The following is a 24,111-nucleotide window of genomic DNA, read 5'->3' as shown; positions in this document are numbered from 1 at the left end:
TACCGCCGGGCCGCCGGGCGCCGGTACCGTCGCGCGGGTGGCGAGCGTGCGGCGGTGGGGCGGCGACGTGCTGCTCTGGCTGCTGCTCTCGGCGCTGCTGCCGCTGAACGGCGCGCGGATCGACGAGGGCCCGTACGTCCGCGGTCTGCTGGTCGCGGCGCTGGTGCTCGCGGTCGCGACCGGCGTGCGCCGGGTGGCTCCGCTCGCGTCGCTGGTCCTGGCGGCCGGCCTGGTGGCCGTCGATCCCTGGCTGGCCGCGCCGTTCGCGGTCCTGTCGTTCCTGGCCGGACGCTCGGCGCTGCGTCCCCGCCCGGCCCTCTGGACGTACGCCGGGCTGGCCGGCGGGGGCGCCGGGCTCGCGTTCGGGCTGGCCGTGCTGCGCGGCACCGACCGCTGGACCGCGTACTACGTGCTGACCGAGATCGTGCTGTGCGGGGTGGTGCCCTGGCTGGCCGGGCGGTACCTGCGCCAGCGGCGGGAACTCGTCGAGGGCGGGTGGGCGCTGGCCGAGGAGCTCGAGCGTGGGCACGCGCTCGTCGCCGACCGGGCCCGGCTGCGGGAGCGGGCCCGGATCGCCGAGGACATGCACGACGCGCTCGGCCACGAGCTCAGCCTGCTCGCGCTGCGCGCGGGCGCGCTCGAGCTCGACCCCTCGCTCGGGCCCGCGCAGCGCGAGGCCGCGGCCGGGCTGCGCCTCGGCGCGGCCGCCGCGACCGAGCGGTTGCGGGCGGTGATCGGCGTGCTCCGGGCGTCGGACCCGGCGCCGCTGGCCCCGGTCGACGAGACGCTCGCGACGCTGATCGACCGGGTACGGGGGGCCGGCCTGACGATCGCGTTCTCGGACGGGGGCGCCGCCGGCGAGCCGGGCCTGCCGCCGCTGGCCGACCGGGCGCTGTACCGGGTGGTGCAGGAGGCCCTGACGAATGCGGCCCGGCACGCGCCGGGTGCGCCGGTGACGGTCCGGCTGACCGCGACGCCGGACGCGGTGACCGTGACCGTCACGAACCCGCTGACCCCGGAGGCGCCGCCGGCGGGCCGGTCGGGCGCGGAGCGGCCGGATCCGGCGCCCGGCCGGACGGGTGGTCCGGGTGGGGAGGGGTCGGGGCTGGTGGGGCTCGCCGAGCGGGTCCGGCTGGTCGGGGGGACGCTGACGGCCGGCGTCGGCGGCGGAACGTTCACGGTGACCGCGACCGTGCCGCGGGCGGCCGGGGGCGCGGTCGCGGCCGGGCCCGAGCGGCCGCGGTCGGACTCGGCCGGCCGGCGGGCCGCGGCCCGGCGCCGGACCCGGCGCGACCTCGTACTCACGGTCGTCGTCCCGGTGCTGGCCGGGGCCGTCCTGGTCGGCGTGGTCGTCGGCGGGTACGCGATCGAGGTCACCGGCTCGGTCCTGCGCCCGGCCGACGCCGCCCGCCTGCACCCCGGCCAGTCCCGGGCCGACGCCGAGGCGCTCCTCCCGTGGCTGCAGGCGACCGAACGCCCGGCCGTCGCCGAGCCGCCCCGCCCGCCCGGCGCCGAGTGCCGCTACTACGGCACCAGCGCCGAGCTGTTCCCGCCGGTCCGCGACGTCTACCGGGTCTGCTTCGCGCACGACCGCGTGGTCGGCGTCGACCTGATCCCCGGCCGCACCGCCCGAGGAGGGACTCCGTGATCCGCGTCCTGGTCGCCGACGACGAGGCGATGATCCGGGCCGGCGTCCGGGCCATCCTCACCACCGACCCGGACGTCGCCGTGGTGGCCGAGGCCGGCGACGGCCGCACGGCCGTGGAGGCGGCCCGGCGGCACCGGCCGGACGTCGCGCTGCTCGACATCCGCATGCCGTCGCTGGACGGCCTGACCGCGGCCGAGGAGTTGCGCCGGGTCGCGCCGTCGGTCGCGGTGCTGATGCTGACGACGTTCGGCGAGGACGAGTACATCGACCGGGCGCTGACCGGGGGAGCGGCCGGGTTCCTGCTGAAGTCCGGCGACCCGCGCGAGCTGCTCGCCGCCGTGCACGCGGCCGCCGGCGGGGCCGCGTTCCTGTCGCCGAAGGTCGCGCAGCGGGTGATCGCCGCCTACGCCGGGTCGCGGACCGGCCCGGCCGCCGCCGCCCGGGAGCGGATCGCGGTGCTCACCGACCGGGAGCGGGAGGTGCTGGCCCTGGTCGGCGGCGGCCACTCGAACGCCGAGATCGCCCGGCGTCTGTTCCTGGTCGAGGGCACGGTCAAGGCCTACGTCAGCACGATCCTGACCCGGCTCGGCGTCCGGAACCGCGTCCAGGCCGCGCTCCTGGCCCACGAGGCCGGCCTGACCGGCTGAGGATCAGCGGCTAGGCGTCGCGGTGGCGGAGGACGGCGTAGCCGGCGGCCAGGGCGGCGGCGCCCCAGGCGGCGAACACCAGCAGCCCGATCCCCGGGCCGTACGGCTGCGGCGGCTGCGGGTCGCTCAGCGCGCCGTACAGCACCGCGGTCCCGGCCGAGCCGGGCAGGTAGTCGTTCAGGTCCGCGACCGCGGACAGGCTGATCCGGGCCAGCACGGTCGGCAGCACCACGGCCACGACCAGCACGACGGTCAGCCCGCCGACCGCGCTCCGCACCGCCGTGCCGAGCCCCAGCGCGAACACCGCGAGCGCGGCCGCGTACCCGGCGACCAGCGCGGTGTCGCCGAGCAGCCCGCCGACCTCCCAGCGGGCGTAGGACCCGGCGGCCAGACCCCCGGCCACCGCGGCCAGCAGCATGAGCACCGCGGCCAGCCCGGCCGCCCCGGCCGCGACGACCGCGGCCTTCGCCGCCAGCATCCGGGCCCGCACCGGCACCGCCCGCAGCGTGACACCGATCGTCCCGGACGAGTACTCCCCGGTGACCGCCAGCAGCGCCGCCGCGATCAGCGCGTACTGGGCGAACTGCACCGAGAGCAGCCCGGCGTCGCCGACGACCAGATCGGACGGTCCGCCGCCGTGCTCCAGGTCGGCCCGGGCGTCGATGCCGAGCAGCAGCGCGTACAGCCCCTGCAGCAGCACCGCGACCCCGGCGCACCACCACGTCGACCGCAGCGTCCGCAGCTTCACCCACTCGAAACTCACCGCCGCGGTCATCGCGTCGCCCCGTACTCGACGCTGCCCGAGGTCAGCGCCAGGTAGGCGTCCTCGAGAGAACCGTGGGACGCGACGAGATCGGCCAGCGGGGCGTCGGCGAGCAACCGTCCGCGACCGAGGACCAGCAGGTGATCGGCGGTCAGCTGGGCCTCGCTCATCAGGTGGGAGGAGAGCAGGACCGTGCGGCCCTCGGCCGCCAGCGACCGCGCGAGCTCGCGCACCCAGCGGACGCCCTCCGGGTCGAGACCGTTGACCGGCTCGTCGAACACCAGCACCCCGGGGTCGCCGAGCAGCGCGGCCGCGATGCCGAGCCGCTGGCTCATCCCGAGCGAGAACTTCCCGGCCCGGGTGCCGGCGACCGCGGTCAGCCCGACCCGGTCGAGCACCGCGTCGACCCGGGCCGCCGGGAGCCGGTTGCTGCGGGCCAGCGCGGTCAGGTGGGCCCGGGCGGTGCGGCCGGGGTGCGCGCTGCGGGCGTCGAGCACCGCGCCGACCTCGCGCAGCGGCCACCGCAGCGCCGCGTACCGGACGCCGCCGACGAGCGCCTCGCCGGACGTCGGGCGGTCGAGGCCGAGCAGGATCCGCATCGTCGTCGACTTCCCGGCCCCGTTGGGGCCGAGGAACCCGGTGACGCGGCCGGGACGGACGTCGACCGTGAGGTCGTCCACCGCGGTCCGCCGTCCGTAGCGTTTCGTGACGTGCCGGAACGTGATCATGGGCCCGACGCTAGGGTCCGGCCCACCCCGGCCGCCGCTGCCGATCGGCAGGTCCGCCCCCTGCCTTTCGGCAGTGATTCCGCGTGAGTGGACGTTGACGCGAAAAGCATTTGGTGGAAGTCTTCGTTACCGTGAAAAGGGCGTACACGATGCGCTCCCGGGCCGACGCGGTCGCCGGGACGCGGCTGCGTGTGCTGCGGGCGGTGCGCGAGCTGGCCGAGGAGTCGTTCGACCTCGACCCGACGCTGGAGGCGGTCGCGGCCCGGGCCGGCGTCAGCGTGCAGACCGTGCTGCGCCACTTCGGCACGCGCGACGCGCTGCTCGACGCGGCGATCGCGGCCGGGCTGGAAGACACCCGGGACGAGCGCCGGGTCCCGGCCGGGGCCGTGACCGCCGCGGCGCGCACGGCCGTCGCGGTGCGCACGGTCGTCGCGCACTACGAGAAGCGCGGCGACTTCATGCTGCACCTGATCGGGCACGAGCGCGACGACCCGCGGTTCGCCGCGATCACCGGGCCGGGGCGCGCGCTGCACCGGGCCTGGGTCGCCGAGGTGTTCGCGCCGGGCTCGGAGGACGTCCTCGACCTGCTCGTCGTCGCCTGCGACCTGTTCACCTGGAAACTGCTGCGCCGCGACCGGGGGCTGTCCCGGGCCGCGACCGAAGCCCGCATGCGCCGCCTGGTCGACGCGATCCTGGGGAGCCCGGCATGAGCACTGCCCTGTTCGTCACGCTCAGCGCGGGTGGCAACCTCCCGCCGATGCTCGGCGTCGCCCAGCGGTTCGCGGCCGGCGGGGGACGGGCGCTCGTCCTCGGTCATCCCGGGCAGGCCGACGCCGTGGCCGCCGCGGGGGTGGAGTTCGCGCCGCTGCCCGGGTTGCGTCCGTACGACCCGGCCCGGCACCGGAACGCGCTCGGGACGATCCGGGCGCTCACCGCCGTGCTCACCGACCCGGCGGCGGGCCGGGGTGCGGTCGCGGTGGCCGAGCGGGAGCGGGCCGACGTGGTGGTGGTCGACTGTCTGCTGCTCGCGGTGGGGCGGGCGGTCGGCGACGCCGGGTTCCGGACGGTGACGCTCGTCCACACGCTGCCGTCGTACTTCGCCGGGCCGTTCGCTCGGACGCCGATCGGAGCCGTCGCGGCTCTGCGGGGGTGCGGGCCGGCGCGGGTCTGGGGTGCGGCCTCGGCCACGATCGCGACGGTCCTGCCCGAGTTCGACGCCGGCCGCGCGTCCGCGTTCCCCGCCCTGCACGCGGTCGGCCCGGTGACCCCGGCCCCGTCCCCGGCGTCCGAATCGGACGCGGCGGACGCAGTGGACGCGGCGGACGCGGGGGACACGGGCGCGGCGGGCTCGCGGGGCGGCACCCGTGCGCGGCCGCGGGTGCTGCTGAGCCTGAGCTCGATCTGGTACCCGGGCCAGGACCGCACGCTGCAACACCTGCTCGACGCGGTCGCCGGACTCGACCTGGACGCGGTCGTGACGACCGGCGCCTCGGTCGACCCGGCCGCCCTGCGCGCCCCGGCCAACGCCGAGGTGCTCCGCCACGCCGACCACGAGGCCCTGCTCCCCGGCGTCGACCTCGTGGTCGGGCACGGCGGCCACGGCACGACGATGCGCGCGCTGGCCCACGGCGTCCCGGTCCTGGTGCTGCCCGGGCACCCGCTGATGGACCACCCGGCGATCGGCACCGCGGTGGCCGCGGCCGGCGCCGGCCGCACCGTCAGCCGCCGGTCGAGCCCGGCGGCCCTGCGGGCGCTGATCGCCGAGCTCGCCGGACCCGGCCCGCACCGGGCCGCGGCGGCCACGGTCGGGGCCCGGATCCGCGCGCTCGACCCGGCCGGCGCCGCCGTCGCCGTGCTCCGGCCGCAGGCCGAGACGTCCCTACAGCGACGTCAGTAAGTCGTGCTCGCGGATCGCCTTCAGCGACAACGTGCGGTAGCCCTCGCCGTCGAACAGGACCGTCAGCCGGTCGTCCTCCTCGCGCATCACCGTGCCCTCGCCCCACTCGGTGTGCTTCACCCGCGACTGCACCGGGAACCCGGTCTCGCCCGACGGGGTCTCCTCGGCGGTGCCGTCCCGGCACGTGTCGCAGAACCCGCACGGCTCGGACCGGTCCTCGCCGAAGTACCCGAGCAGGAACTGCCGGCGGCAGCCCTCGGTGTCGGCGTAGCCGCGCATCATCTCCACGCGGGTCTGCTCGATGCGCCGCCGCTGCTCGGCCCACTCGACCGCCAGCTCCACGGCCTTGCCGACCGTGCGCCGGCCGTGCCACTGTGACCCGTCCGGGGTCACGTCGACCGAGCCGGACTGCTCGAACAGGTTGACCGCGCGGGTCACCTTCGCCTTGGTGAGCTCGAGCTCGGTGCCGAGGTCCGCGACGCGGACCGGTCCGCGGTGGTGCTTGAGGCCGGTGCCGACGCGGACCAGCAGGTCCTCGTCGGGGGTGCCGCCGGTGAAGAACCGGGGGATGTGCAGGTCCTCGGGCCGGAAGTACAGCGCGGCGATCGCCTGCTCGCCGTCCCGGCCGGCCCGGCCGATCTGCTGGTAGTAGGAGTCGAGCGACTCGGCCGGCCCGGCGTGGATGACGAACCGCACGTCGGGTTTGTCGATCCCCATCCCGAACGCCGAGGTCGCGACGACCACGACCGGTTCCGTCCCGCGGAACGCGTCGTGCACCGCCTCGCGCTCCGACTGCTTCATGCCCGCGTGGTACGGGTAGGCCGGGACGTCCAGCTCGCGGAGGGCGGCCGCGTACTCCTCGGTCTCGCGGCGCGTCTGCACGTACAGCAGTCCGGTCGGCGTCTCCGACGCCACCCGGTCGATCACCGCCTTGCGGACGCCGGAGGCGGTGACCTGCCGCGACACTTCCAGCCAGAGATTGGGACGGTCGAAGCCGCCGATGACCTCTTTGGGATCTTTCAGGCCGAGTACCGCGAGGATGTCTTTGCGGACGGGCGGGGCCGCGGTCGCCGTGAGCGCGAGCACGGTGGGGTGACCGAGGTGGTCGATCGCCTCGCCCAGGCGCAGGTAGTCGGGGCGGAAGTCGTGGCCCCAGGCCGAGACGCAGTGGGCCTCGTCGACGACGAAGAGTGACGGCTTGGCCGCGCGGAGCGCGTCGAGGACGTCGGGTTTGGTGAGCTGTTCGGGGGAGAGGAACAGGAACTCGGCGCTCCCGTCCTGCAGGCTGGTGAACGCGGCCGCGTTCTCGGACGCGGTCCGGTCGGAGTTGACGACGACGGCGGTCGGCGCGCCGTGCGCCGCGAGGGCCTCCATCTGGTCGCGCTGGAGGGCCAGCAGCGGCGAGACGACGATCGTCGGGCCGTCGATGAGCACGGCCGGGACCTGGTAGATCGCCGATTTCCCGGACCCGGTCGGGGCCACGACCAGCGTGTCGACGCCGTTGGCGAGCTGGACCATCGCCTCGGACTGGACCGGTCGCAGCTCGTCCCAGCCGTACAGCCGGCGGGCGATCGTCCGGAGCTTCTTCAGGTCGCTGCGGCGGCGGGCCCAGGTGAGGGGCGATCGCCGGCGGCGGCGGCGCCGCTCGTCGTCAGTGGTCACGGGTCGGCGAATATCCAGGCGCGGCCGTCGCTAACCCTCGGCGAGCGTAACGGCTAGGGCCTGTCCTGCGGATCTCGCTCGCAGCGAGGCTCCGCTCAGGCGTCGCCAGGCAAGGCGGAGGGATGTCCGGATACCGCCGTTGTATCCGGACATCCCGACAACGCGGCCTGGCGGCGGCTGAGCGGAGCCGCAGCCGAGCACGGATCCGCAGGACAGGGCCTAGTCATCGAAGTCGTGGCCGTCGGCTTCGGCGGCGGTGATCAGGTCGTGCATCCGGGCCGGGTCGGCGGCGATCTCGTCGAGGAGCATCCCGAGGTCTTCGAGGGCCTCCCGGTCGGCGCCGTAGGCGCAGAACATGCTGCCTTCCGGGTCGTACGCGAACCGGTCCTTGAGGCCGGGCGCCTCGGTGCCGACGAGGAACCGCGCGACGCCCTCCCAGAAGTAGCCGTTGGGCTCGTGCCCGGCGTCGAACACCGCCCCGTCGGCCGGGGTGGCCCCGGCGTCCAGCAGCAGCGAGAAGTTACCGGGTGTCGTCTCGATCAACCGCGTACTCACGCGGCTCAGGATTCCATAGGCCCCGGAAGCTCTCGACGAGCGTGTAGGGCACCCCGATCGGCGGCTCGGCCAGGGTGACCGCGGTGTCGAGCAGGACGCCGGCCGCGTCGGCGACGCCCACGACCGCGGTACTCAGACCGTCGGTCCGGACCCCGGCGTACCGCAACCCGCCCCCGAGGTAGGTTTCCAGCGCGTCGGCGTTGACGCCGAGATCGCGCAGGAGGTCCGCGTAGACCGCGCCGGGCGGCGAGCCGACCGGCAGGCCGCTCGCGTCACCGGGGGCGGGCGCGACCCCGGGTGCCACCGCGGCCGCGATCTCGCCCCGCCCGGCCCCGAGCGGTAGCCGCGCGGTGCGTTCCCCGGCCGGCCCGGTGCCCGTCGCCGACACGGTGCCGTCGTCCGCGAACCGCACGAGAGTGAGCACACCCGCCCAGGCCCGCTGGACCGCCACCGCCTCGACCAGGAGCGCCCCTGCTCCACCGCGAGTCCCACCGGCCGCATCCCCTCGTCGGGAGTCATTGGCTGTCCGCCGCTTCCTTGACCCAGTCCGGACAGCGCACTACTCCCGAGCAGAACGCGGTGACCACGCCGAACGATCCGTCACCCACGCCGCGGAAATCGACCCCGACCGTGACGTCGAGCGTCTCCACGGTCCGGCAGGTCCGGAAGATCCACCATCCGCTGCGCCGTACATAGTGGACCGGTGTCACGACGTTGTACTTGCTGCCCGCGACGAGCCGGCGCGTCTCTGGACACTGGGTCGCCGTGCGGACCGCGGCAACCGTGAGATTGTGTGTCGTTCCACGAGGAGACGACGTCGTAGCGAGGGTCTGGTTCGCCGGGGTCCGCGTACGCGGGCGGTGTGGACAGCGCGAACAGGACGGCGCCGACCAGTGCGGTCGCGCACCGGGGCGGCGGGGTGTGACGCACCCGCTACGGACCGATACGCGGGCCGGATCGCCGGAGGGTTCTCAGAAGTCGCAGGGCATTCGGCGGATGGCGTGGATGAACGCTCCGGCCACGTAGTCCGGTTCCCCCGCCCGCAGCTCCGGCAACTGCGTCAGCAGCTCCCGGAACAGACACCGCAGCTGGACCTTGGCCACGTTCGACCCCAGACAGTAGTGCGCCCCGCCGCCCCCGAACGCCACGTGCGGGTTCGGCCGCCGCGACAGATCGAACCGCTCCGGGGCCGCGAACACCGAGCGGTCCCAGTTGCCCGACGCGTAGAACATCACGACCTTGTCGCCGGCCACGACCTCCTGCCCGCCCAGCACGAAGTCCTGCGACGCGGTCCGGCGGAACGTCATCACCGGGGTGGCCCAGCGCACGAACTCCTCGACCGCGGTGCCGATCCGCCCGTCGAAGTCCTCCTGCAACCACGTGCGCTGCGCCGGGAACAGCGTCAGGGCCCGCATCGCGTGCGACGTCGTCTGCCTGGTCGTGTCGTTCCCGGCCACCGACAGCAGCACGAAGAACGCCGCGATCTCGGCGTCGGTGAGCCCGACCCCGTCGACCTCGGCCTGCACCAGCGCGGTCATCAGATCGTCGGCGGGCTCGACCCGCCGCCGGGCGGCCAGCTCGGCCGCCTCCTGGTGCAGCGCGAACAAGGCCCCGACCAGCAGGTCGAGCGGGTCCCGCCCGGCGCAGAACTCCGGGTCGGCCACCGACACGAGCGTGTTCGCGTGCGTCACGACCGTGTCCCAGTCGGACTCCGGGATCCCCATCATCTGGGCCAGCGTCCGGATCGGCAGCTTCATCGCGCAGTGCTCGACGAAGTCGACGCCGCCGCCGGTCGCGGCCAGCTCCCGCACCACGAGCCGGGCGTTCGCGGCGATCTGGTCCTCGAGCCGGGCGATCTGCCGGGCCGTGAACGCGGCCGAGACCAGCTTGCGGATCAGCGTGTGCCGGGGCGGGTCCATCGCCAGGAACGACTGCGACGCCTCGAGGAACTCCTCGGGCACGTTCCCGAACATCACCCCGCGGCCGGACACGAACACGTCGTTGCGCCGCGACACCTCGACGATGTCGGCGTGGCGCATCACCGCCCAGAAGCCCGGGTCGTCGGGCGCGTCCAGGAAACCGCTCTCCGGCGTCGGGTGCCAGGAGATCGGCCGTTCCTCACGGAGCAGCGCGAACGTGCGCTCCCGGTCGGCGGCGGTCGTCGACCAGAACTCCATCGTGCTGATGTCGGCCGGGTCGTACGTGCGCGCAACGGTGGTCATCGGGCCTCCTCGCTCGAAGCGTCCCGATGTTAGCGCCCATTCGCGTCCGTAATTGGAACTTGTTGCAGAACGGCGAGCACTCGGGCCTCGTCCCAGACCTCGGCGTACTTGGCCTCCAGATCGAACAGTGAGGCCTCGTGCGGCCGGGGATCGCGGTCCCCGACCGCCTCCCGCACCACGATCGGCACGAACCCCGAGGAGACCGCGTCCACCGCGGTCGCCCGCACGCACCCGCTGGTGCTCACCCCGCAGATCACCAGCGTGTCGATCCGCCGCGCGGCCAGCGTGGCGGCCAGCGACGTCCCGAAGAACGCCGACGCGTACTGCTTGGTCAGCACCAGGTCCCCGTCGGCCGGGGCGATCTCCGGCATGAAGTCCCCGAGCCCGCCGGGCGCGCCCCGGTCGAAATGGCGCAGCGCGCCGACCTTCCGGTAGAACAGCCCGCCGTCGGCGCCTCCCGGCGCGTACTCCACCCGCGTCACGACGACGGGGACGCCGGCGGCGCGGGCGCCCGCGACCACCCGCCCCGCCGACGCCAGGCAGTCCCGGGACCCGAGGTACAGCTCGGCGCCGGGCTCGAAGTAGGCCCGCACCATGTCGACCACGAGCACGGCCGGCGAGGCGCCCCATTCCAGCGCCCGCCCGAACCCGGCCCCGGCGTAGTCGTCCGACAAGTCGTTCACCGCGAACCTCCGGAATCGGGGGGTGGCCGGTCGCCCGGGCGACCGGCCACCCGGGGCGCTAGGGGCGGGCCGCCACCGGCGGCCGCGGCGCGGGCAGCCCGGTCTCGGACTCGGCGTTGGCCAGGATCTCGGCCAGCGGCGGGCCCATGTTGAACACCGCCGGTTCCGGCCGGGTCCCGGCCAGCCGGGCCCGCAGCGCGTCGGTCCCGGCCGGGTCGAGCGCCCCGTCCGGGTCGATCACCACGCCGTAGCGCGCGGCCCCGTCGGCCGAGACCAGCCCGCGCCGCACTTCGAGGGCCACCAGCTCCGGCGACCGCTCCAGCGGGTCACCCCACCCGCCGCCGCCCCAGGTGACGAAGTGCAGCACGTCGCCGATCCCGACGTGCACGTCGTGCACCTTGGACGGCAGGATCTCCCGCGACCCGTCGGCCCGGTCGATCCACTTGCGCCCGCGCGCGCCCGGGTCCCCGCCGTTCACGCCCCACGGGTAGGTGAGCCACCGGTCGTCGTGGATCGCGATCGTCCCCGGCTGCAGGAACCGGTAGGCGACGTCGACGCCGTTGCCGCCGCGGTGCAGCCCGGCCCCGCCGGTGTCGGCGACGGTCTCCCAGCGCTCGATCCGCAGCGGGTAGTACGACTCCAGGTACTCGCACGGGATGTTCACGAACGACGGCCAGAGCGAGTGACCGTCCGGCCCGTCGCCGATCGGCCGGCCCGGGATGCCGCCGAACCCGATCGAGTACAGCTGGAACCACTCGCCGGCCCGGTCGCCGTCCACGTAGTTCCCCGAGTACATGAAGTGCGGCGACGACGAGAACCCGGCCGCGTTCAGCAGCGACGGGTTCTTCTGCCCGAGCAGCCCGCCGAACAGGTCGAAGATCCGCCCGACGCCGTGGTTGCGGGCGTTCAGCGCGGCCGGGTGCGACGGCTTCCAGAACGTCTCCGCCGGGATGTGCACGTCGACCAGCGGGTAGAACCCGTCGTTCCAGAGGATCTGCGGGTCGGCCACCGTGATCAGGTAGATCCCGAAGAACATCCGGGCCAGGTTCTCGTTCAGGTAGTAGTTGATCGGCCCGGGCGACTGCGGCGACGACCCGGTGAAGTCGAGCAGCACCTTGTCGCCGGTGCGGGTCAGCGACAGCGTCAGCTCGTACGGGCCGTACCCCACCCCGTCGTCGCAGATGTAGTCGGTGAAGCTGATCGTCTCCCCGTCCTCGAAGATCGTCGTCAGCAGCTTCTTCATCGCCTGGTAGTTGCGGTCCATCAGCGCGTCGAGGGCCGAGACGTAGGTGTCGGTGCCGAACCGGGCGCACAGTTCCTGGATCCGCCGGGACGCGGTCCGGCACGCGGCGACGATCCCGTTCAGGTCGGCCCGGTTCCACTCCGGCTGCCGCACCTGGTTGAGGATGATCCGCAGCGCGTCCTCGTTCAGCACCCCGCCCGCGTACAGCTTGAACGGCGGGATGACGACGCCCTCCTCGTAGATCGTGTGCGCGTCGGTCGGCATCGAGCTGACGGTCTTCCCGCCGACGTCGGACATGTGCCCGAACATCGACGCCCACCCGACGACCCGTCCGTCCACGTAGATCGGCATCACGACCAGCCAGTCGTTGGCGTGGCTGATCGCGCCGTCGCAGGAGTACGGGTCGGACGTGAGCAGCACGTCGCCCTCGCCGATCGTCCCCTCGTACCGGTCGAGCAGCGCCGGGATCGACAGCCCGAACTGGCCCACGACCATCCGCCCCGAGGGGTCGCCGATCAGCGGGAACTCGTCGTGCTGCTCGCGGATGCCGGGCGAGAGCGCGGTCCGGAACAGCACCTCGTCCATCTCGTACCGGGCGTTGCGCAGCGCGTTCTCGATGATGTCGAGCGTCACCGGGTCGACGTCCACCGACGCCAGCGGCGACGAGTCGGTCAGGATCTCGGCCATCAGGAAGCCTCCTCGGACGGGCGGATCAGCAGGCTGCCCGACGGGTGCACGGTGGCCGCGTGCCCGGGCAGGACGAGGGTCGTGGAGTCCATCTCGGTGACGATCGCCGGGCCCGGCACGACGTTGCCGGCCTGCAGCTTCGCCCGGTCGTACACGGTCGCCTCGACCGAGGATCCCTCGACGTGGATCGTGGTCGTGGTGCGTACCGCCCCGGACGGATCCGGGCCGCCCTCGACCAGCGCCACCGGCGCGACGTGCGGGCGGGGCCCGGTGGCGGCGGCCCGCAGCGACACCAGCTCCCGCTCGTTCTTCTCCAGCAGGAACGAGAACAGCCGCTCGTGCTCGGCGTCGAACAGCGCCCCCAGCCCGGCCAGCGAGAAGCCGTCGAGGTCGAACGCGACCGTGATCTCGAAGCCCTGCCCGTGGTAGCGCAGGTCGGCCTGGTACGTGAGGGCCAGATCGGCCCGGTCGACGCCTTCGGCCTCCAGCGCGGCGACGGCCTGCCCGGCCAGCTCGCCGCAGAGCCCGCGGACCTCGTCGTCGGTCAGCTCGGAGAACCGCCGGATGTAGGTCCGGGCGGCCTCGTCACGCAGGCCGGTGGTGGCGTCGCCGTAGGCGCAGAGGACGCCCGGCGACGGCGGGATGATCACCGGCCAGGCCCCGGTCAGCTTGCCGAGCGCGTTCGCGTGCAGCGGCCCGGCGCCGCCGAACGCCACCAGCGCGAAGTCCCGCGGGTCGTAGCCCTGCTGCACCGAGACCAGCCGCAGCGCGCCGAACATGTTCTCGTTGACGATGTCGACGATGCCCGCCGCGGCCGCCTCCACGCTGCCCAGCCCCATCGCGTCGGCAATGGCTCCGACCGCCGCCCGGGCGGCGTCCGTATCCAGGGAGATCTCGCCGCCGGCGAGCTCGGAGGGCAGGTACCCCAGCACGACGTTCGCGTCGGTGACCGTCGGGTCGGTGCCGCCCTTGCCGTAGGCGGCCGGGCCGGGGTCGGCCCCGGCCGACTGCGGACCGACCCGCAGCGCCTTCGTGAGCTCGGGGACGTGCGCGACGGACCCGCCACCGGCTCCGACCGTCCGCACGTCGACGGACGCCGAGCGGACGGTCAGGTCGCCGACCTTCGTCTCCCGCCCGATCCGGGGGACGCCGGCCTGCACCAGCGCGACGTCGGTCGACGTGCCGCCCATGTCGAACGTGAGCAGGTCGGGGTGGCCGGCCTGGGCCGCCGCCCAGACCGCGCCGCTGACGCCGCCGGCCGGGCCGGACAGCAGCATCGACACCGGGTTGCCGGCCGCGGCCGGGGCACTGGCCAGCCCCCCGTCGCTGCGCAGGACGTAGAGCCGCTTGTTGAGTCTCCCGCCCATGTTCTCCAGGTAGCGGGCGACCTGCGGCTGCACGTACGCGTTGGCCACGGTCGTGATCGTGCGCTCGTACTCGCGCAGCTCGGGCAGCACCCGGGAACTGACCGACACGGGGATCCCGGGCAGTTCCTCGGCCGCGATCGCGGCGATCCGGTCCTCGTGGTCGGACCGGACGTAGGAGTTGATCAGCGCGACCGCCAGCGCCTCGATCCCCGAGTCGCCCAGCGTGCGCAGCTTGCCGCGCAGGTCGTCCTCATCGAGCGGGGTGACGATCGTCCCGTCGGCGCCGATCCGCTCGACCGCCTCGACGGTGTTCTCGAGCGCGGCCAGCGGCTCGGGCTTGGGCCAGATGATCCAGCCGGCGAGGCCGCCGGGGACGAACGACCGGGCGATCTGCAGCACCTGCCGGAAGCCCTGGGTGGTGACCAGGCCGACGGTGGCGCCCTTGCCCTCGAGGATCGCGTTGGTGGCGACCGTGGTGCCGTGCAGGACCTGACTGATCTCGTCGATCGAGGTGCCGGCCGCGGCGCAGACCTTGTCGATCCCGTTGAGGACGCCCACGGACTGGTCGGAGGGGGTGGACGGGGTCTTGGCGCGGTACGACTCGCCGCTGTCTTCGTCGATGAGCAGGACGTCGGTGAACGTGCCACCGACGTCGACACCTAACCGATAGCGCATCCGCGCCTCCTTCAGATGATTCCGGCTGCGCGCAGCCGGCTGATCTCCTGCTCGGGGAGGCCGAGCAGGTCCCGGTAGATCTCGTCGTTGTGCTGCCCGAGCGCCGGTCCGGACGTCCGGACCGAGCCGGGCGAGGCGGACAGCTTCGGAAAGACGTTCTGCATGGCGATCGGGCCGAGGTCGGGGTCGTCGACGGTGACGATCGCCTCGCGCGCGGCGAAGTGCGGGTCGTCGAACATGTCCTTCGCGGTGTAGATGCGCCCGGCCGGGACGCCGCCGTCGTGGAGGCGTCGCAGCAGGTCCTCCGTGTCGGAGAGGGCGGTCCACCCGGCGATGACCGCGTCGAGTTCGGCCATGTACTCGCCGCGGGCGCCGTGGGTGGCGTACCTCTCGTCGGTCTTCAGGGCCGGTTGCCCCATCACGTCGGTCAGCCGGCCGAAGACCGTGTCCTGGTTGGCGGCGATCAGGATCGAGTCGCCGTCACGGGTCGGGTAGACGTTGCTCGGAGCCACGTTCGGCAGCACCGGGCCGGTGCGTTCGCGCTGGTAGCCGGCCTGCTGCCATTCGCTGAGCATCGACTCCATCAGGCCGAGGACCGACTCGTAGATCGCCGCGTCGACGACCTGGCCCTTGCCGGAGTTCGTCTTCTCGTGCAGGGCGACGAGCGTGCCGAGAGCGGCGTGCATCGCGGCCAGCGCGTCGCCGAGCGAGATGCCGGCCCGGGACGGCGGCTGGTCGGGGGAGCCGGTCACGTACCGGATGCCCCCCATCGCCTCGCCGATCGACCCGAACCCGGCCCGGGCCGCGTACGGGCCGGTCTGGCCGTAGCCGGTGACCCGGGTGACGACGAGTCGCGGGTTGATCTCCCAGAGCTGCTCGGGGGCCAGGCCCCAGCGTTCCAGGGTGCCGGGCCGGAAGTTCTCCAGCAGCACGTCGGCCTCGGTGATCAGTTTCCGGAGCAGCTCCTGGCCTTCGGTGCTGCGCAGGTTCGCGGTGACCGACTTCTTGTTGCGGGCGACGACCGGCCACCACAGCGACCGGCCGTGCGGCTTCTCCCGGCCCCACTGGCGCATCGGGTCGCCGGCCTTCGGGTCCTCGACCTTGATGACCTCGGCGCCGAAGTCCCCGAGCAGTTGCCCGCAGAACGGGCCGGCCAGCAGCTGGCCCAGTTCGATCACCCGGACGTCGTGCAGGGGGAGTGGGCGAGTCACGAATCCTCCTCGAGGCGGGGCCCGAGCAGCGACGCGCGGGCCGAGAACAGGTGCGCGTGCATCACGGCCTCGGCCCACTCGGGGTCGCGGGCCCGCAGCGCGGCGACGATCTCGTGGTGGTGCGCGCAACTGCGGCGCCGGGCCGCCTCGTCGAACGCGTGCAGGGTCCGGAACAGCACCGACGCGTGGATGAGCTGGTTGATCGTGCTGGTCATCACCGGGCTGCCGGCCAGCCCGTTGAGCAGGCCGTGGAACTCGGCGTTGAGCCGGTACACCTCGTCCAGGCGGCCGGCGTCGGAGTGCTCGTCGAGCTCGGTGGCCAGCGCCTCGAGGCGGTCGAAGTCGGCGTCGGTGCCGGACTCGGCCGCGGCCCGGGCGGCCAGCCCCTCGACGTGGGCCCGGATCGCGAAGATCGCGTTCAGGTCGGTGCGTGGGTGCTCGACGACCCGGGCGCCCTTGTTCGTGGTGATCTCGACCAGCCCGTCGGCCGACAGACGGCGCAGCGCCTCCCGGACCGGGGTGCGGCTCACCCCGAGCTTCGCGGCCAGTTCCTGCTCGCCGAGCCGCTCGCCGGGCACGTACTCCCCGCCGAGGATCAGAATGCGCAGTTCGTCCGCCGCGCGGTCGCTGGCCGCCGTCATGTGACGTCCGTCCCTTCGCCGAATGCATACATTTAAGGGGTGAGGCGCGTGTTGATCAAGAGGCTGCGTCGGCATTGCATACATCTGCGGGTCGGTGTTAGACAGGGCCGGTGAGCGAGCGAGCAGCGGTGGAGATCGTCGAGGTCGGGCCGCGCGACGGGCTGCAGAACGAGGACGCGCTGGTGCCGACGCCGGCCAAGATCGCCTACGTCGAGGCGTTGGTCGCGGCCGGCGCGCGCCGGATCGAGGCGACGAGCTTCGTCCACCCGAAGCGGGTGCCGCAGATGGCCGACGCCGAGGCCGTGATGGCCGGCGTCCCGCGCGGCGGCGGCGTCTCGTACATCGGGCTGGTCGTCAACGAGCGCGGGCTCGACCGGGCCCTGGCGTCCGGAGTGGACGAGGTGAACGTCGTCGTGGTCGCGACCGAGACGTTCAGCCGGCGCAACCAGGGGATGTCGGTCGCCGAGGCGGTGGCGTCGTTCGGCGCGATCAGCGCCCGGGCCCGGGCGGCGGGCCTGCGGGTCACGGCGACGATCGGCGCGAGCTTCGGCTGCCCGTTCGAGGGCGAGGTGGCCCCGTCGGCGGTCGGCGCGCTCGTCCGGTCCTGCACCGACGCCGGGGCCGACGAGATCGCGCTGGCCGACACGATCGGCGTCGGCGTCCCGGCCGACGTGGCCCGGCTGGTCGAGGCGGCCCGGGACGTGACCGCGCTCCCGTTGCGGTTCCACTTCCACAACACCCGCAACACCGGGTACGCGAACGCGCTGGCCGCGGTGTCGCTCGGGGCGGCCGCGCTCGACGCCAGCGCCGGGGGCATCGGCGGGTGCCCGTTCGCGCCCGCCGCGACCGGCAACATCGCCACCGAGGACCTCGCCTACGCGCTGCGCCGGTCGGGGGTGGCGTCCGGGTTGTCGCTGTCCGGGGTGGTGGGGGCGGCCGCGTTCATCGAGGGGGAGCTGGGCGCGCCGGTCCCGGCCCTGCTGGGCCGGGCGGGCGACTTCCCGGGCGCCCTGAGCCCCGAACGGGGCTGACCGGGGCGGGCTTTGGCGCGCTTTCACGACTTTCCGGGGTTCTGGGGCGCTCGGAGACCCCGGAAAGTCGTCAAACCGCGGCGCGCCCCGAGCGGGGCTGACCGGGCGCCCGGGAAAATCGGTCGTCCGTCGGCCGGGGCGGGGGTTAGCGTCGGGCGCATGGATTCCGACCTGACGCCCGACGCGGTGGTCCGTTTGCTCGCCGAACCGGTGCGGCTGCGGGTGTTCGCGGCGCTGACGCTCGGCGTCCAGGCCCCCGGTTCCCGCACCCCGGCGGCGCTCGCCGAGCTCACCGGCGACAGCCCCCGGGCCGTGAACGCCGCCCTGACCCGCCTGCGGGCCGGCGGCCTGGTCGAGCCGGACGGCCCGGCGTTCGCCGCCCGCACCGACGTGTTCCGCGACCTCGCCCGCCGGGCGGCCCCGGAGGCGACCGGCGCGGGCACCGACGCCGTCCTGCGCCCGTTCGTCCGCGGTGACCGCCTGATCGGCTTCCCGGCCGCCTGGACGAAGAAGCGCCTGGTGCTGGAGTACCTGGCCGGGCGGTCGTTCCCGTGGGGCGAGGAGGTCGGCGAGGCGGCGGTGAACGAGCGACTCGCGGCCTGGTGCGAGGGCGCCCCGATCGACCACGTCTCGGTCCGCCGCTACCTCGTCGACGCGGGCATCCTCACCCGCGAGGCCGGCGTCTACCGGCGGGCCGAACCGGCCCCGGTCTGACGTCCGGAACCCCGTCCACCTAGGACAGGACCGATCGGAGGCGGCCGGCGAAGGCCGGGCCGTGGGTGAGGAAGCCGGTGTGGTCGCCGGGGAACAGGACCGGGTCGGTCCCCAGCCGCGCGGCGAGCGCGCGCGCCGTGCGGTCGCACAGCTGACCGGCCGACTCCTCCCCGATCCCGACCACGATCCGCGGGCCCGCGCGCAGCGCGGTCACGTCCGGCTCCCAGCGGGTGGTCGCCCGCAGCAGGTGCGCGAACTGGAAGTTCTCGTCGGCCGCGTCCCGACCGTCGAGCGGGGCGGCGAACATCGCCTCGAACACCGGCCCGGGCAGCTCGATGCCCGCGTTCTTCAGGAACAGCAGCCAGGCCCCGCGCCGGTCCCCGGTGGCGTGGACCGCGATCATCTCCTCGGTGCGGTCGCGGATCTCGGCCCGGTCGTCGAGCAGGTCGGTCAGCGGCGGCTCGTGCGGAATCACCGCCGAGACCGACGCCGGGTGGCGCTGGGCCAGCGCGAGCACGCTCACCGCGCCACCGCTGGACCCGAACGCGATGGCCGGGCCCGCGTCGAGGTGCGCGATCAGCGCGGCCAGGTCGTCGGCCCGCTCGTCCGGCGTCGAGTCGGCGTCCGGGTCGTCGACCGGGCTGCGGCCGATCCCGCGCGGGTCGGTCGTCAGGACGGTGAAGCCGTCGGCGAGCCGGTCGGCGAGATCGCCGAACGCGCGGGCGTCCATCGGCGCCCCGGCCAGCACGAGCAGCGGTCCGCGGCCCCGGACCTCGTAGTACAGCTCGGCGCCGGGGACGGCGAGGGTTGCGGCGGTCATACGTCCTCCTCAGCTCGGGTTCTCACCGGAACAGACTGCGCCGGTGCGGCAGACTCATCGCTCGTGAGCCAGATTTCTGCGGTGCCCGACCTCGACTCGGCCGCCGGAGGCGACGAGGCGGCCTTCGACCGCCTCGTCCGCCCGCTGCGGCGGGAGCTGCACGCGCACTGCTACCGCCTGCTGGGGTCCTCCCACGATGCGGACGACGCCCTGCAGGACGCCCTGCTGCGGGCCTGGCGCGGGCTGGCCCGGTTCGAGGGGCGCAGTTCGGTGCGGACGTGGCTCTACACGGTCACGACCCGGACCTGCCTGGACCTGATCGGGGCCCGCCGGGTCCTGCCGATCGATCTGGGCCCGTCCAGCGCGCACGCGGTGCTCGACGACCCGCCGGTGCCGGACGTGCCCTGGCTGACCCCGTACCCGGACGCCGGCCTGGCCTACGAGCAGCGCGAAGCCGTCGAGCTGGCGTTCGTCGCGGCCTGCCAGCACCTGCCGGGCAACCAGCGGGCCGCGCTGCTGCTCTTCGACGTCCTCGGGTTCTCGGCCGCGGAGATCGCCGGGATCATGGACACGTCGGTGGCCTCGGTGAACAGCGCGCTGCAGCGGGCCCGCCGGGTGGTGACCGAGAAGGTCGGCGACCGCAGCCGGCAGCGGACCGTCCGGGCGCTCGGCGACGCCCGGCTCCGCGCCGTCGTCGAGGGATTCTCGGCCGCCCTCGAACGCGGCGACGCGGACGCGCTGGTCGCGCTGCTCACCGAGGACGTGACCTGGTCGATGCCGCCGCTGGCCCACTGGTACGCCGGGCTCCCGGCGGTACGCGACTTCGCGACCGAGGTGCCGCTGAGCCGCTGCGGCGCCTGGCGGCACCGGGCGACGTCCGCGAACGGGCAGCCGGCGGTCGCGTCGTACCTGGATCCGGGGGACGGGGTGTTCGCGGCCTGGTCGATCACCGTGCTGACGCTGCGGGGCGACCGGATCGCCGCGGTGACGTCGTTCCTGGGGGCGGAGCATTTCCGGGTGTTCGGGCTGCCGCCTAAGGCCGGGTGAGTGCGTCTAAGGGGGGTCCGGTTAGGGAGTAGTAGCGATGTCCCGGGCCCCCTCAGACGCGCACGGTGGGAGCATGTTCTCGCTGACCGAAGAATTCGCGAAGGCCCAGTACGACTACACCCGGGAGCGGCTGGCCGCCGGCGCCCGCCGCCGCCCCGACGAGGACGCGCCCGGACGCCACCGGGCGAGCCTGCGGACACTGCTGTTCGCCCGCTCCCGGTTACGCCCGTCCTGATCCGATGTTCGCCGGTGGCGGAGCCGGAAATTCTGTCGGACCCGAGGGCGACAATGGATTCATGACGACCGAGCCGACGCCGCTGGTGGGCCGCGACGACGAACTCGCCCTGCTCGGCCGGTTGCTGCCGCCCGGCCCGCCGGCCGCGTCGCTCGTCTCCGGCGAGGCCGGCATCGGCAAGACGCGGCTGCTGCGCGAGTTCGCCCGCGCGGCGGCCGCCGACGGCGCGCTGGTCCTGGTCGGGCACTGCGTCAGCTTCGGCGGCGACGCGGTGCCGTTCCTGCCGGTCAGCGAGGCGTTCGGGCGCCTCGCCCGGGACGAGCCCGAGGCGGTGGCCACGCTGCGGGCCCACTACCCGCCGCTGGCCCGGCTGCTGCCGCACCGCCGGATGGTCGGGTCCGAGGGCGGCGAGGGCCGGCTCGACCCGGCCGATCTCTACGAGGCCGTGCTCGGCGCGCTGCTCGACCTGTCGGCCGACCGGCGGGTGCTGCTCGTCGTCGAAGACCTGCACTGGGCCGACGGCGCCACCCGCGACCTGTTCGGCTTCCTGCTGGCCCGGCTGGCCGCCGAGCCCGACGGGCCGGTCGTCCTCGTCGGCTCCTACCGCTCCGACGACCTGCACCGGCGTCACCCGCTGCGCTCGGTCGTGCTCGAGTGGGGCCGGCTGCCCGGGGTGCTGCGGCTGCCGCTGGAACCGCTGCCCCGCGACGACGTGGCCGCGATCCTGCGCGGCCTGGCCGGCGACTCGGGCGGCGACTTCGACGACCGCGCGCTCTCCGACCTGCTCGACCGGGCCCAGGGCAACGCGTTCTTCGCCGAGCAGCTGCTGGCCGAGGTCGGGGTCGGGCCGGGGCCCGCGCCCGGGGTGCCCCGCAACCTGGCCGACCTGCTGCTGCTCCGGCTCGAGCGGCTCTCGTCGGCGACCCGGCACGTCCTGCAGGTCGTCGCGGTCGCCGGCCGGGAGATCAGCCACGACCGGCTGGCCCGCGTCGCCGGCCTCGACGACGGCGCGCTCGACGCCGCGCTGCGCGAGGCGTCCGACGCGTACGTGCTCGACCGCACCGGGTCCGACGGGTACGCGTTCCGGCACGCGCTGCTCGCCGAGGCCGTCTACGACGACCTGCTGCCCGGCGAGCGTCGCCGGCACCACGCCCAGTTCGCCCAGGTCATCGCGTCGGCCGAACTGCCCGGTACCGACGCCGACCTGGCCCGGCACGCCCGCGAGGCCGGTGACCTGCCCACCGCGTTCGACGCCGGCATCCGCGCCGGTGACGAGGCGATGCGCATCGCCGCCCCCGGTGAGGCGCTACGGCTCTACGAGGCCGCCCAGGAGCTCACCCCGCTCGTCCAGGACCCCCGCACGGTCGCCGACCTGCCCCGCAAGGCCGCGTGGGCGGCGTCGCACGCCGGCAACCCGTTCCGGGCCGTGCACGTGATCGAGGAGGCGCTGGCCCGCCTGCCCGGTGACGCCCCGGCCGGCGTCCGGGCCACACTGCTGATCGAGCTGGCCGACCACGCGCTCGCGCTCGACAGCGGGCACGACGTCGTCGCGCTGGCCCGGCAGGCCCTCGACGCGGTCCCCGAGGAGCCGCCCAGCGCGCTGCGGGCCCGGGCGCTGGCCGCGCTGGCCCGGTCGCTGTCCGGCAACGACCGCACGGTCGACGAGGCGATCCGCTACGCCGACGAGGCCCGCGCGGTCGCCGTGCAGGTCGGTACCCCGAACGTCGAGGCCGACGCGGTCACCACCCGGGGCCGGGTCGAGCGCTGGCGCGGCGCCCCGGAGGACGCCGAGCGGCTGATCCGGGAGAGCATCGCCAGGGCCCGCGAATCGGGCGACCTGCGGGCGAAGCTCCGCTCGGTCTACAGCCTCGCGATCTACCAGCACGAACGGGGCCAGCTCGATCCCGCCGGCGAGACGTTCGCCGAGGTCGTGCGCATCGGCCGGGAGGGCGGCCGGCCCTGGGCCCCGTACGCGGCCGACGCCGAGATCATGCTCGTCCAGGCCGACTACTCGACCGGCCGCTGGGACGACGCGGTCCGCCGGGCCGACGCGCACCCCGACGCCCCGGCGCTGGCCCGGGCCGGCCTGGCCGCCGCGAGCCTGGCCGTCTACGCCGGTCGCGGCGCCGCCGACGCGGTCCGCCGGGCCAAGACCAACCGCCCGTGGTGGAAGCGCGACGCGGTGCTGGCGATCATCGGCGGCGCCGCGCTCGTCGACACGTACGGCCAGCGCGGCGACGTCGCCCGCGCACTGTCCACCCACGACGACGTCGTCGAGACCGTCTGCACGCTCTGGGGGCAGGACTGGTTCGAGGCCCGCTACCGGCTGCACACGCTCGCGCTGGCCGCGTTCGCCGGCTCGGTGGCGGGCGCGCCCCGGGCCGACCGCGCCACCGCCGTCACCCGCGGAGCGAGCCTGATCGACGACGTCCGTCACCACGCCGAGGCCGCCCGGAGCCGCCGCGGGGTGATCGGCGGCCCGGAGAGCGTCGCCTGGGTGGCCCGCGCCGAGGCCGAGTGGGCGAGGCTGCGCTGGGCCGCCGCGATCGACGCCCCGGACGCCGCCGACCTGGTCGCCGCCTGGCGCACGGCGGCCGACGCGTTCGGCTACGGGCACCCGTTCGAGCAGGCCCGCTCGGCGACCCGCCTCGCCGCCGCCCTGTCGGCCACCGGTGATCTGACCGCCGCCGAGGCCGAGGCCGCCACCGCCCGAGAGGTCGCGTCCGCCCTGCGCGCCGAGCCGCTGCTGGCCGAGCTGGCCGCGCTGGCCCTGCCCGGGTCGCCGCGCGCGGCGGCCGTCCCCGAGCGCCGGGACGGAGCCGAGCTGACCCCCCGGGAACAGCAGGTGCTGGAGTTGCTGGCCCTGGGCCGCACGAACCGGCAGATCGGCCGGGCGCTGTACATCAGCGACAAGACGGTGAGCGTGCACGTGACGAATTTGATGGCGAAACTGGGCGCGGGGGGCCGGACGGAGGCGGCGGCGTTGGCGCGGAGGGCGGGTCTTTTGGATGGTGCGGTGAGCTGAGGGCGGCCGGGGCCGGAGGGCCGTGGGGCCGGGGGCCTGGGCCGGCGGGGTTCGGTGGGGGCCGCGGGGCGGGTTGGTGGGCTTGGGCTCGCGGTGCTGGTCGAGGGCCCCGGGACGCCGGGCGTTCGGGCGCTTCCTGCGCCTTCGCCCTCCGCGCCTGTGAGTCCCTGCGCCTGCGGATCCGGGCCTTCTGCGTCCGCGCCGCCGCGGGTCCGCGTCTCTGGGCCTGTGCGATTCTGTGTCTCCGTACGTTGGGGATCCGGGCGTTTGCTGTGCCTTCGCCGGCCGTGTCCGCGCGTCACCTGGGCCTGTGCCTCCGGGCCTGCTGCGTCCGCGCAGCCGGGTGTCCGGGCCTTTGCGTCTTCGCGCGTTTGGCGTCGGGGCGGTTCCTGCGCCCCCGTCTCTGCGCTTCTCGCGTCCGGGCGCGTCTCCGGCGTCCGCGCCTCGAAGCCTCCGCGTCTGCGCGCCTTCGCGTCCGCGCTTCTGCGCGCCTTCGTGCCTCCGCGTCTCCGCGTCTTCGTGTCTTCGTGTCTTCGCACCTCCGGACGTCCGGGCGTCCGCGCCTCCGGGCGTCCGGGCGTCCGCGCCTCCGGGCGTCCGGGCGTCCGCG

The 24,111-nt window shown here is 74.7% G+C and carries 22 protein-coding genes; 9 read left to right on the top strand and 13 right to left on the bottom strand.

Annotation, left to right across the window (positions count from 1 at the left end):
- The first annotated feature begins 37 nt into the window (after nt 1–37).
- Together FL583_RS11980 and FL583_RS11975 are read left to right on the top strand one after the other, a co-directional pair.
- Nucleotides 38–1,648: a sensor histidine kinase gene (locus tag FL583_RS11980; RefSeq protein ID WP_142704670.1), complete on the top strand. Its 1,611-nt coding sequence runs from the start codon at nt 38–40 to the stop codon at nt 1,646–1,648.
- On the top strand, nt 1,645–2,295 hold the full coding sequence (locus FL583_RS11975; protein WP_142704669.1) for a response regulator: 651 nt from the start codon (nt 1,645–1,647) through the stop codon (nt 2,293–2,295). The genes FL583_RS11980 and FL583_RS11975 overlap by 4 nt, the downstream gene beginning before the upstream one ends.
- Before the next feature lie 10 nt (nt 2,296–2,305).
- Here FL583_RS11975 and FL583_RS40060 read toward each other — a convergent pair whose 3' ends face one another.
- Complete coding sequence (locus FL583_RS40060) at nt 2,306–3,070, bottom strand: ABC transporter permease (RefSeq protein ID WP_170323610.1); 765 nt, start codon at nt 3,068–3,070, stop codon at nt 2,306–2,308.
- Nucleotides 3,067–3,786, bottom strand: coding sequence for an ABC transporter ATP-binding protein (locus FL583_RS11965; protein ID WP_142704668.1), 720 nt, complete (start codon nt 3,784–3,786; stop codon nt 3,067–3,069). Before FL583_RS11965 ends, FL583_RS40060 begins: the two co-directional genes overlap by 4 nt.
- A gap of 131 nt (nt 3,787–3,917) precedes the next feature.
- Here FL583_RS11965 and FL583_RS11960 point away from each other — a divergent pair, with 131 nt between their 5' ends.
- Nucleotides 3,918–4,496, top strand: a complete 579-nt coding sequence (locus FL583_RS11960; RefSeq protein WP_142704667.1) for a TetR family transcriptional regulator — start codon at nt 3,918–3,920, stop codon at nt 4,494–4,496.
- Complete coding sequence (locus FL583_RS11955; RefSeq protein ID WP_142704666.1) at nt 4,493–5,683, top strand: glycosyltransferase; 1,191 nt, start codon at nt 4,493–4,495, stop codon at nt 5,681–5,683. The genes FL583_RS11960 and FL583_RS11955 overlap by 4 nt, the downstream gene beginning before the upstream one ends.
- Here FL583_RS11955 and FL583_RS11950 read toward each other — a convergent pair.
- The 10 genes from FL583_RS11950 to FL583_RS11905 form a co-directional block, all read right to left on the bottom strand.
- The gene (locus FL583_RS11950; RefSeq protein ID WP_205752054.1) at nt 5,666–7,345 is read right to left on the bottom strand and encodes a RecQ family ATP-dependent DNA helicase; all 1,680 of its coding nucleotides are present in this window, start codon (nt 7,343–7,345) and stop codon (nt 5,666–5,668) included. The genes FL583_RS11955 and FL583_RS11950 overlap by 18 nt on opposite strands.
- 219 nt (nt 7,346–7,564) lie before the next feature.
- Nucleotides 7,565–7,900: an Imm51 family immunity protein gene (locus FL583_RS11945; protein WP_142704665.1), complete on the bottom strand. Its 336-nt coding sequence runs from the start codon at nt 7,898–7,900 to the stop codon at nt 7,565–7,567.
- Nucleotides 7,866–8,351, bottom strand: a complete 486-nt coding sequence (locus FL583_RS11940; RefSeq protein WP_142704664.1) for a hypothetical protein — start codon at nt 8,349–8,351, stop codon at nt 7,866–7,868. The genes FL583_RS11945 and FL583_RS11940 overlap by 35 nt, the downstream gene beginning before the upstream one ends.
- A gap of 64 nt (nt 8,352–8,415) precedes the next feature.
- Nucleotides 8,416–8,610, bottom strand: a complete 195-nt coding sequence (locus tag FL583_RS11935) for a hypothetical protein (RefSeq protein ID WP_142704663.1) — start codon at nt 8,608–8,610, stop codon at nt 8,416–8,418.
- Nucleotides 8,611–8,871: 261 nt separating this feature from the next.
- Nucleotides 8,872–10,122 (bottom strand): cytochrome P450, encoded by a 1,251-nt coding sequence (locus tag FL583_RS11930; protein ID WP_142704662.1) that lies wholly within the window; start codon nt 10,120–10,122, stop codon nt 8,872–8,874.
- Between the two features lie 29 nt (nt 10,123–10,151).
- Complete coding sequence (locus tag FL583_RS11925; RefSeq protein ID WP_205752053.1) at nt 10,152–10,805, bottom strand: isochorismatase family protein; 654 nt, start codon at nt 10,803–10,805, stop codon at nt 10,152–10,154.
- A 58-nt stretch (nt 10,806–10,863) separates the two neighbouring features.
- The gene (locus FL583_RS11920; RefSeq protein ID WP_142704661.1) at nt 10,864–12,735 is read right to left on the bottom strand and encodes a hydantoinase B/oxoprolinase family protein; all 1,872 of its coding nucleotides are present in this window, start codon (nt 12,733–12,735) and stop codon (nt 10,864–10,866) included.
- Nucleotides 12,735–14,777, bottom strand: a complete 2,043-nt coding sequence (locus tag FL583_RS11915) for a hydantoinase/oxoprolinase family protein (RefSeq protein WP_142704660.1) — start codon at nt 14,775–14,777, stop codon at nt 12,735–12,737. Before FL583_RS11915 ends, FL583_RS11920 begins: the two co-directional genes overlap by 1 nt.
- A gap of 11 nt (nt 14,778–14,788) precedes the next feature.
- Nucleotides 14,789–15,988 carry a CaiB/BaiF CoA transferase family protein gene (locus tag FL583_RS11910; protein ID WP_205752052.1) on the bottom strand — a complete coding sequence of 400 codons (1,200 nt, stop codon included), beginning with the start codon at nt 15,986–15,988 and terminating at the stop codon, nt 14,789–14,791.
- Complete coding sequence (locus tag FL583_RS11905; RefSeq protein WP_142704659.1) at nt 15,985–16,629, bottom strand: GntR family transcriptional regulator; 645 nt, start codon at nt 16,627–16,629, stop codon at nt 15,985–15,987. The genes FL583_RS11910 and FL583_RS11905 overlap by 4 nt, the downstream gene beginning before the upstream one ends.
- Nucleotides 16,630–16,739: 110 nt before the next feature.
- Here FL583_RS11905 and FL583_RS11900 point away from each other — a divergent pair, with 110 nt between their 5' ends.
- The gene (locus FL583_RS11900; protein WP_205752050.1) at nt 16,740–17,660 is read left to right on the top strand and encodes a hydroxymethylglutaryl-CoA lyase; all 921 of its coding nucleotides are present in this window, start codon (nt 16,740–16,742) and stop codon (nt 17,658–17,660) included.
- A 159-nt stretch (nt 17,661–17,819) separates the two neighbouring features.
- Nucleotides 17,820–18,374, top strand: coding sequence for a DUF2087 domain-containing protein (locus FL583_RS11895; protein ID WP_142704658.1), 555 nt, complete (start codon nt 17,820–17,822; stop codon nt 18,372–18,374).
- 19 nt (nt 18,375–18,393) lie between these two features.
- Here the strand turns inward: FL583_RS11895 and FL583_RS11890 are convergent, their stop codons facing one another.
- Nucleotides 18,394–19,194 carry an alpha/beta fold hydrolase gene (locus FL583_RS11890; RefSeq protein WP_142704657.1) on the bottom strand — a complete coding sequence of 267 codons (801 nt, stop codon included), beginning with the start codon at nt 19,192–19,194 and terminating at the stop codon, nt 18,394–18,396.
- A gap of 63 nt (nt 19,195–19,257) precedes the next feature.
- On the opposite strand from FL583_RS11890, the gene FL583_RS11885 reads away from it, so the two are divergent.
- From FL583_RS11885 to FL583_RS11880, 3 genes are all read left to right on the top strand, one after another.
- The gene (locus FL583_RS11885; RefSeq protein WP_142704656.1) at nt 19,258–20,241 is read left to right on the top strand and encodes a sigma-70 family RNA polymerase sigma factor; all 984 of its coding nucleotides are present in this window, start codon (nt 19,258–19,260) and stop codon (nt 20,239–20,241) included.
- Nucleotides 20,242–20,314: 73 nt separating this feature from the next.
- Nucleotides 20,315–20,476 (top strand): hypothetical protein, encoded by a 162-nt coding sequence (locus FL583_RS40055; protein ID WP_170323609.1) that lies wholly within the window; start codon nt 20,315–20,317, stop codon nt 20,474–20,476.
- 61 nt (nt 20,477–20,537) lie between these two features.
- Nucleotides 20,538–23,501 (top strand): helix-turn-helix transcriptional regulator, encoded by a 2,964-nt coding sequence (locus FL583_RS11880; protein ID WP_170323608.1) that lies wholly within the window; start codon nt 20,538–20,540, stop codon nt 23,499–23,501.
- The last annotated feature ends 610 nt before the right edge of the window (nt 23,502–24,111 follow it).

Source organism: Cryptosporangium phraense, from assembly GCF_006912135.1.
Classification (GTDB): domain Bacteria; phylum Actinomycetota; class Actinomycetes; order Mycobacteriales; family Cryptosporangiaceae; genus Cryptosporangium; species Cryptosporangium phraense.
The sequence above is the reverse complement of the archived record's forward strand: the minus strand, read 5'-3'. Positions and strand labels throughout refer to the sequence as shown.

Bases quoted from the DNA above. Each gene is read 5' to 3' on its own strand.
- FL583_RS40060 (WP_170323610.1), bottom strand. From the start codon at position 3,070: ATGACCGCGGCGGTGAGTTTCGAGTGGGTGAAGCTGCGGACGCTGCGG.
- FL583_RS11965 (WP_142704668.1), bottom strand. From the start codon at position 3,786: ATGATCACGTTCCGGCACGTCACGAAACGCTACGGACGGCGGACCGCG.
- FL583_RS11955 (WP_142704666.1), top strand. From the start codon at position 4,493: ATGAGCACTGCCCTGTTCGTCACGCTCAGCGCGGGTGGCAACCTCCCG.
- FL583_RS11930 (WP_142704662.1), bottom strand. From the start codon at position 10,122: ATGACCACCGTTGCGCGCACGTACGACCCGGCCGACATCAGCACGATG.
- FL583_RS11920 (WP_142704661.1), bottom strand. From the start codon at position 12,735: ATGGCCGAGATCCTGACCGACTCGTCGCCGCTGGCGTCGGTGGACGTC.
- FL583_RS11915 (WP_142704660.1), bottom strand. From the start codon at position 14,777: ATGCGCTATCGGTTAGGTGTCGACGTCGGTGGCACGTTCACCGACGTC.
- FL583_RS11905 (WP_142704659.1), bottom strand. From the start codon at position 16,629: ATGACGGCGGCCAGCGACCGCGCGGCGGACGAACTGCGCATTCTGATC.
- FL583_RS11895 (WP_142704658.1), top strand. From the start codon at position 17,820: ATGGATTCCGACCTGACGCCCGACGCGGTGGTCCGTTTGCTCGCCGAA.
- FL583_RS11890 (WP_142704657.1), bottom strand. From the start codon at position 19,194: ATGACCGCCGCAACCCTCGCCGTCCCCGGCGCCGAGCTGTACTACGAG.
- FL583_RS40055 (WP_170323609.1), top strand. From the start codon at position 20,315: ATGTTCTCGCTGACCGAAGAATTCGCGAAGGCCCAGTACGACTACACC.
- FL583_RS11880 (WP_170323608.1), top strand. From the start codon at position 20,538: ATGACGACCGAGCCGACGCCGCTGGTGGGCCGCGACGACGAACTCGCC.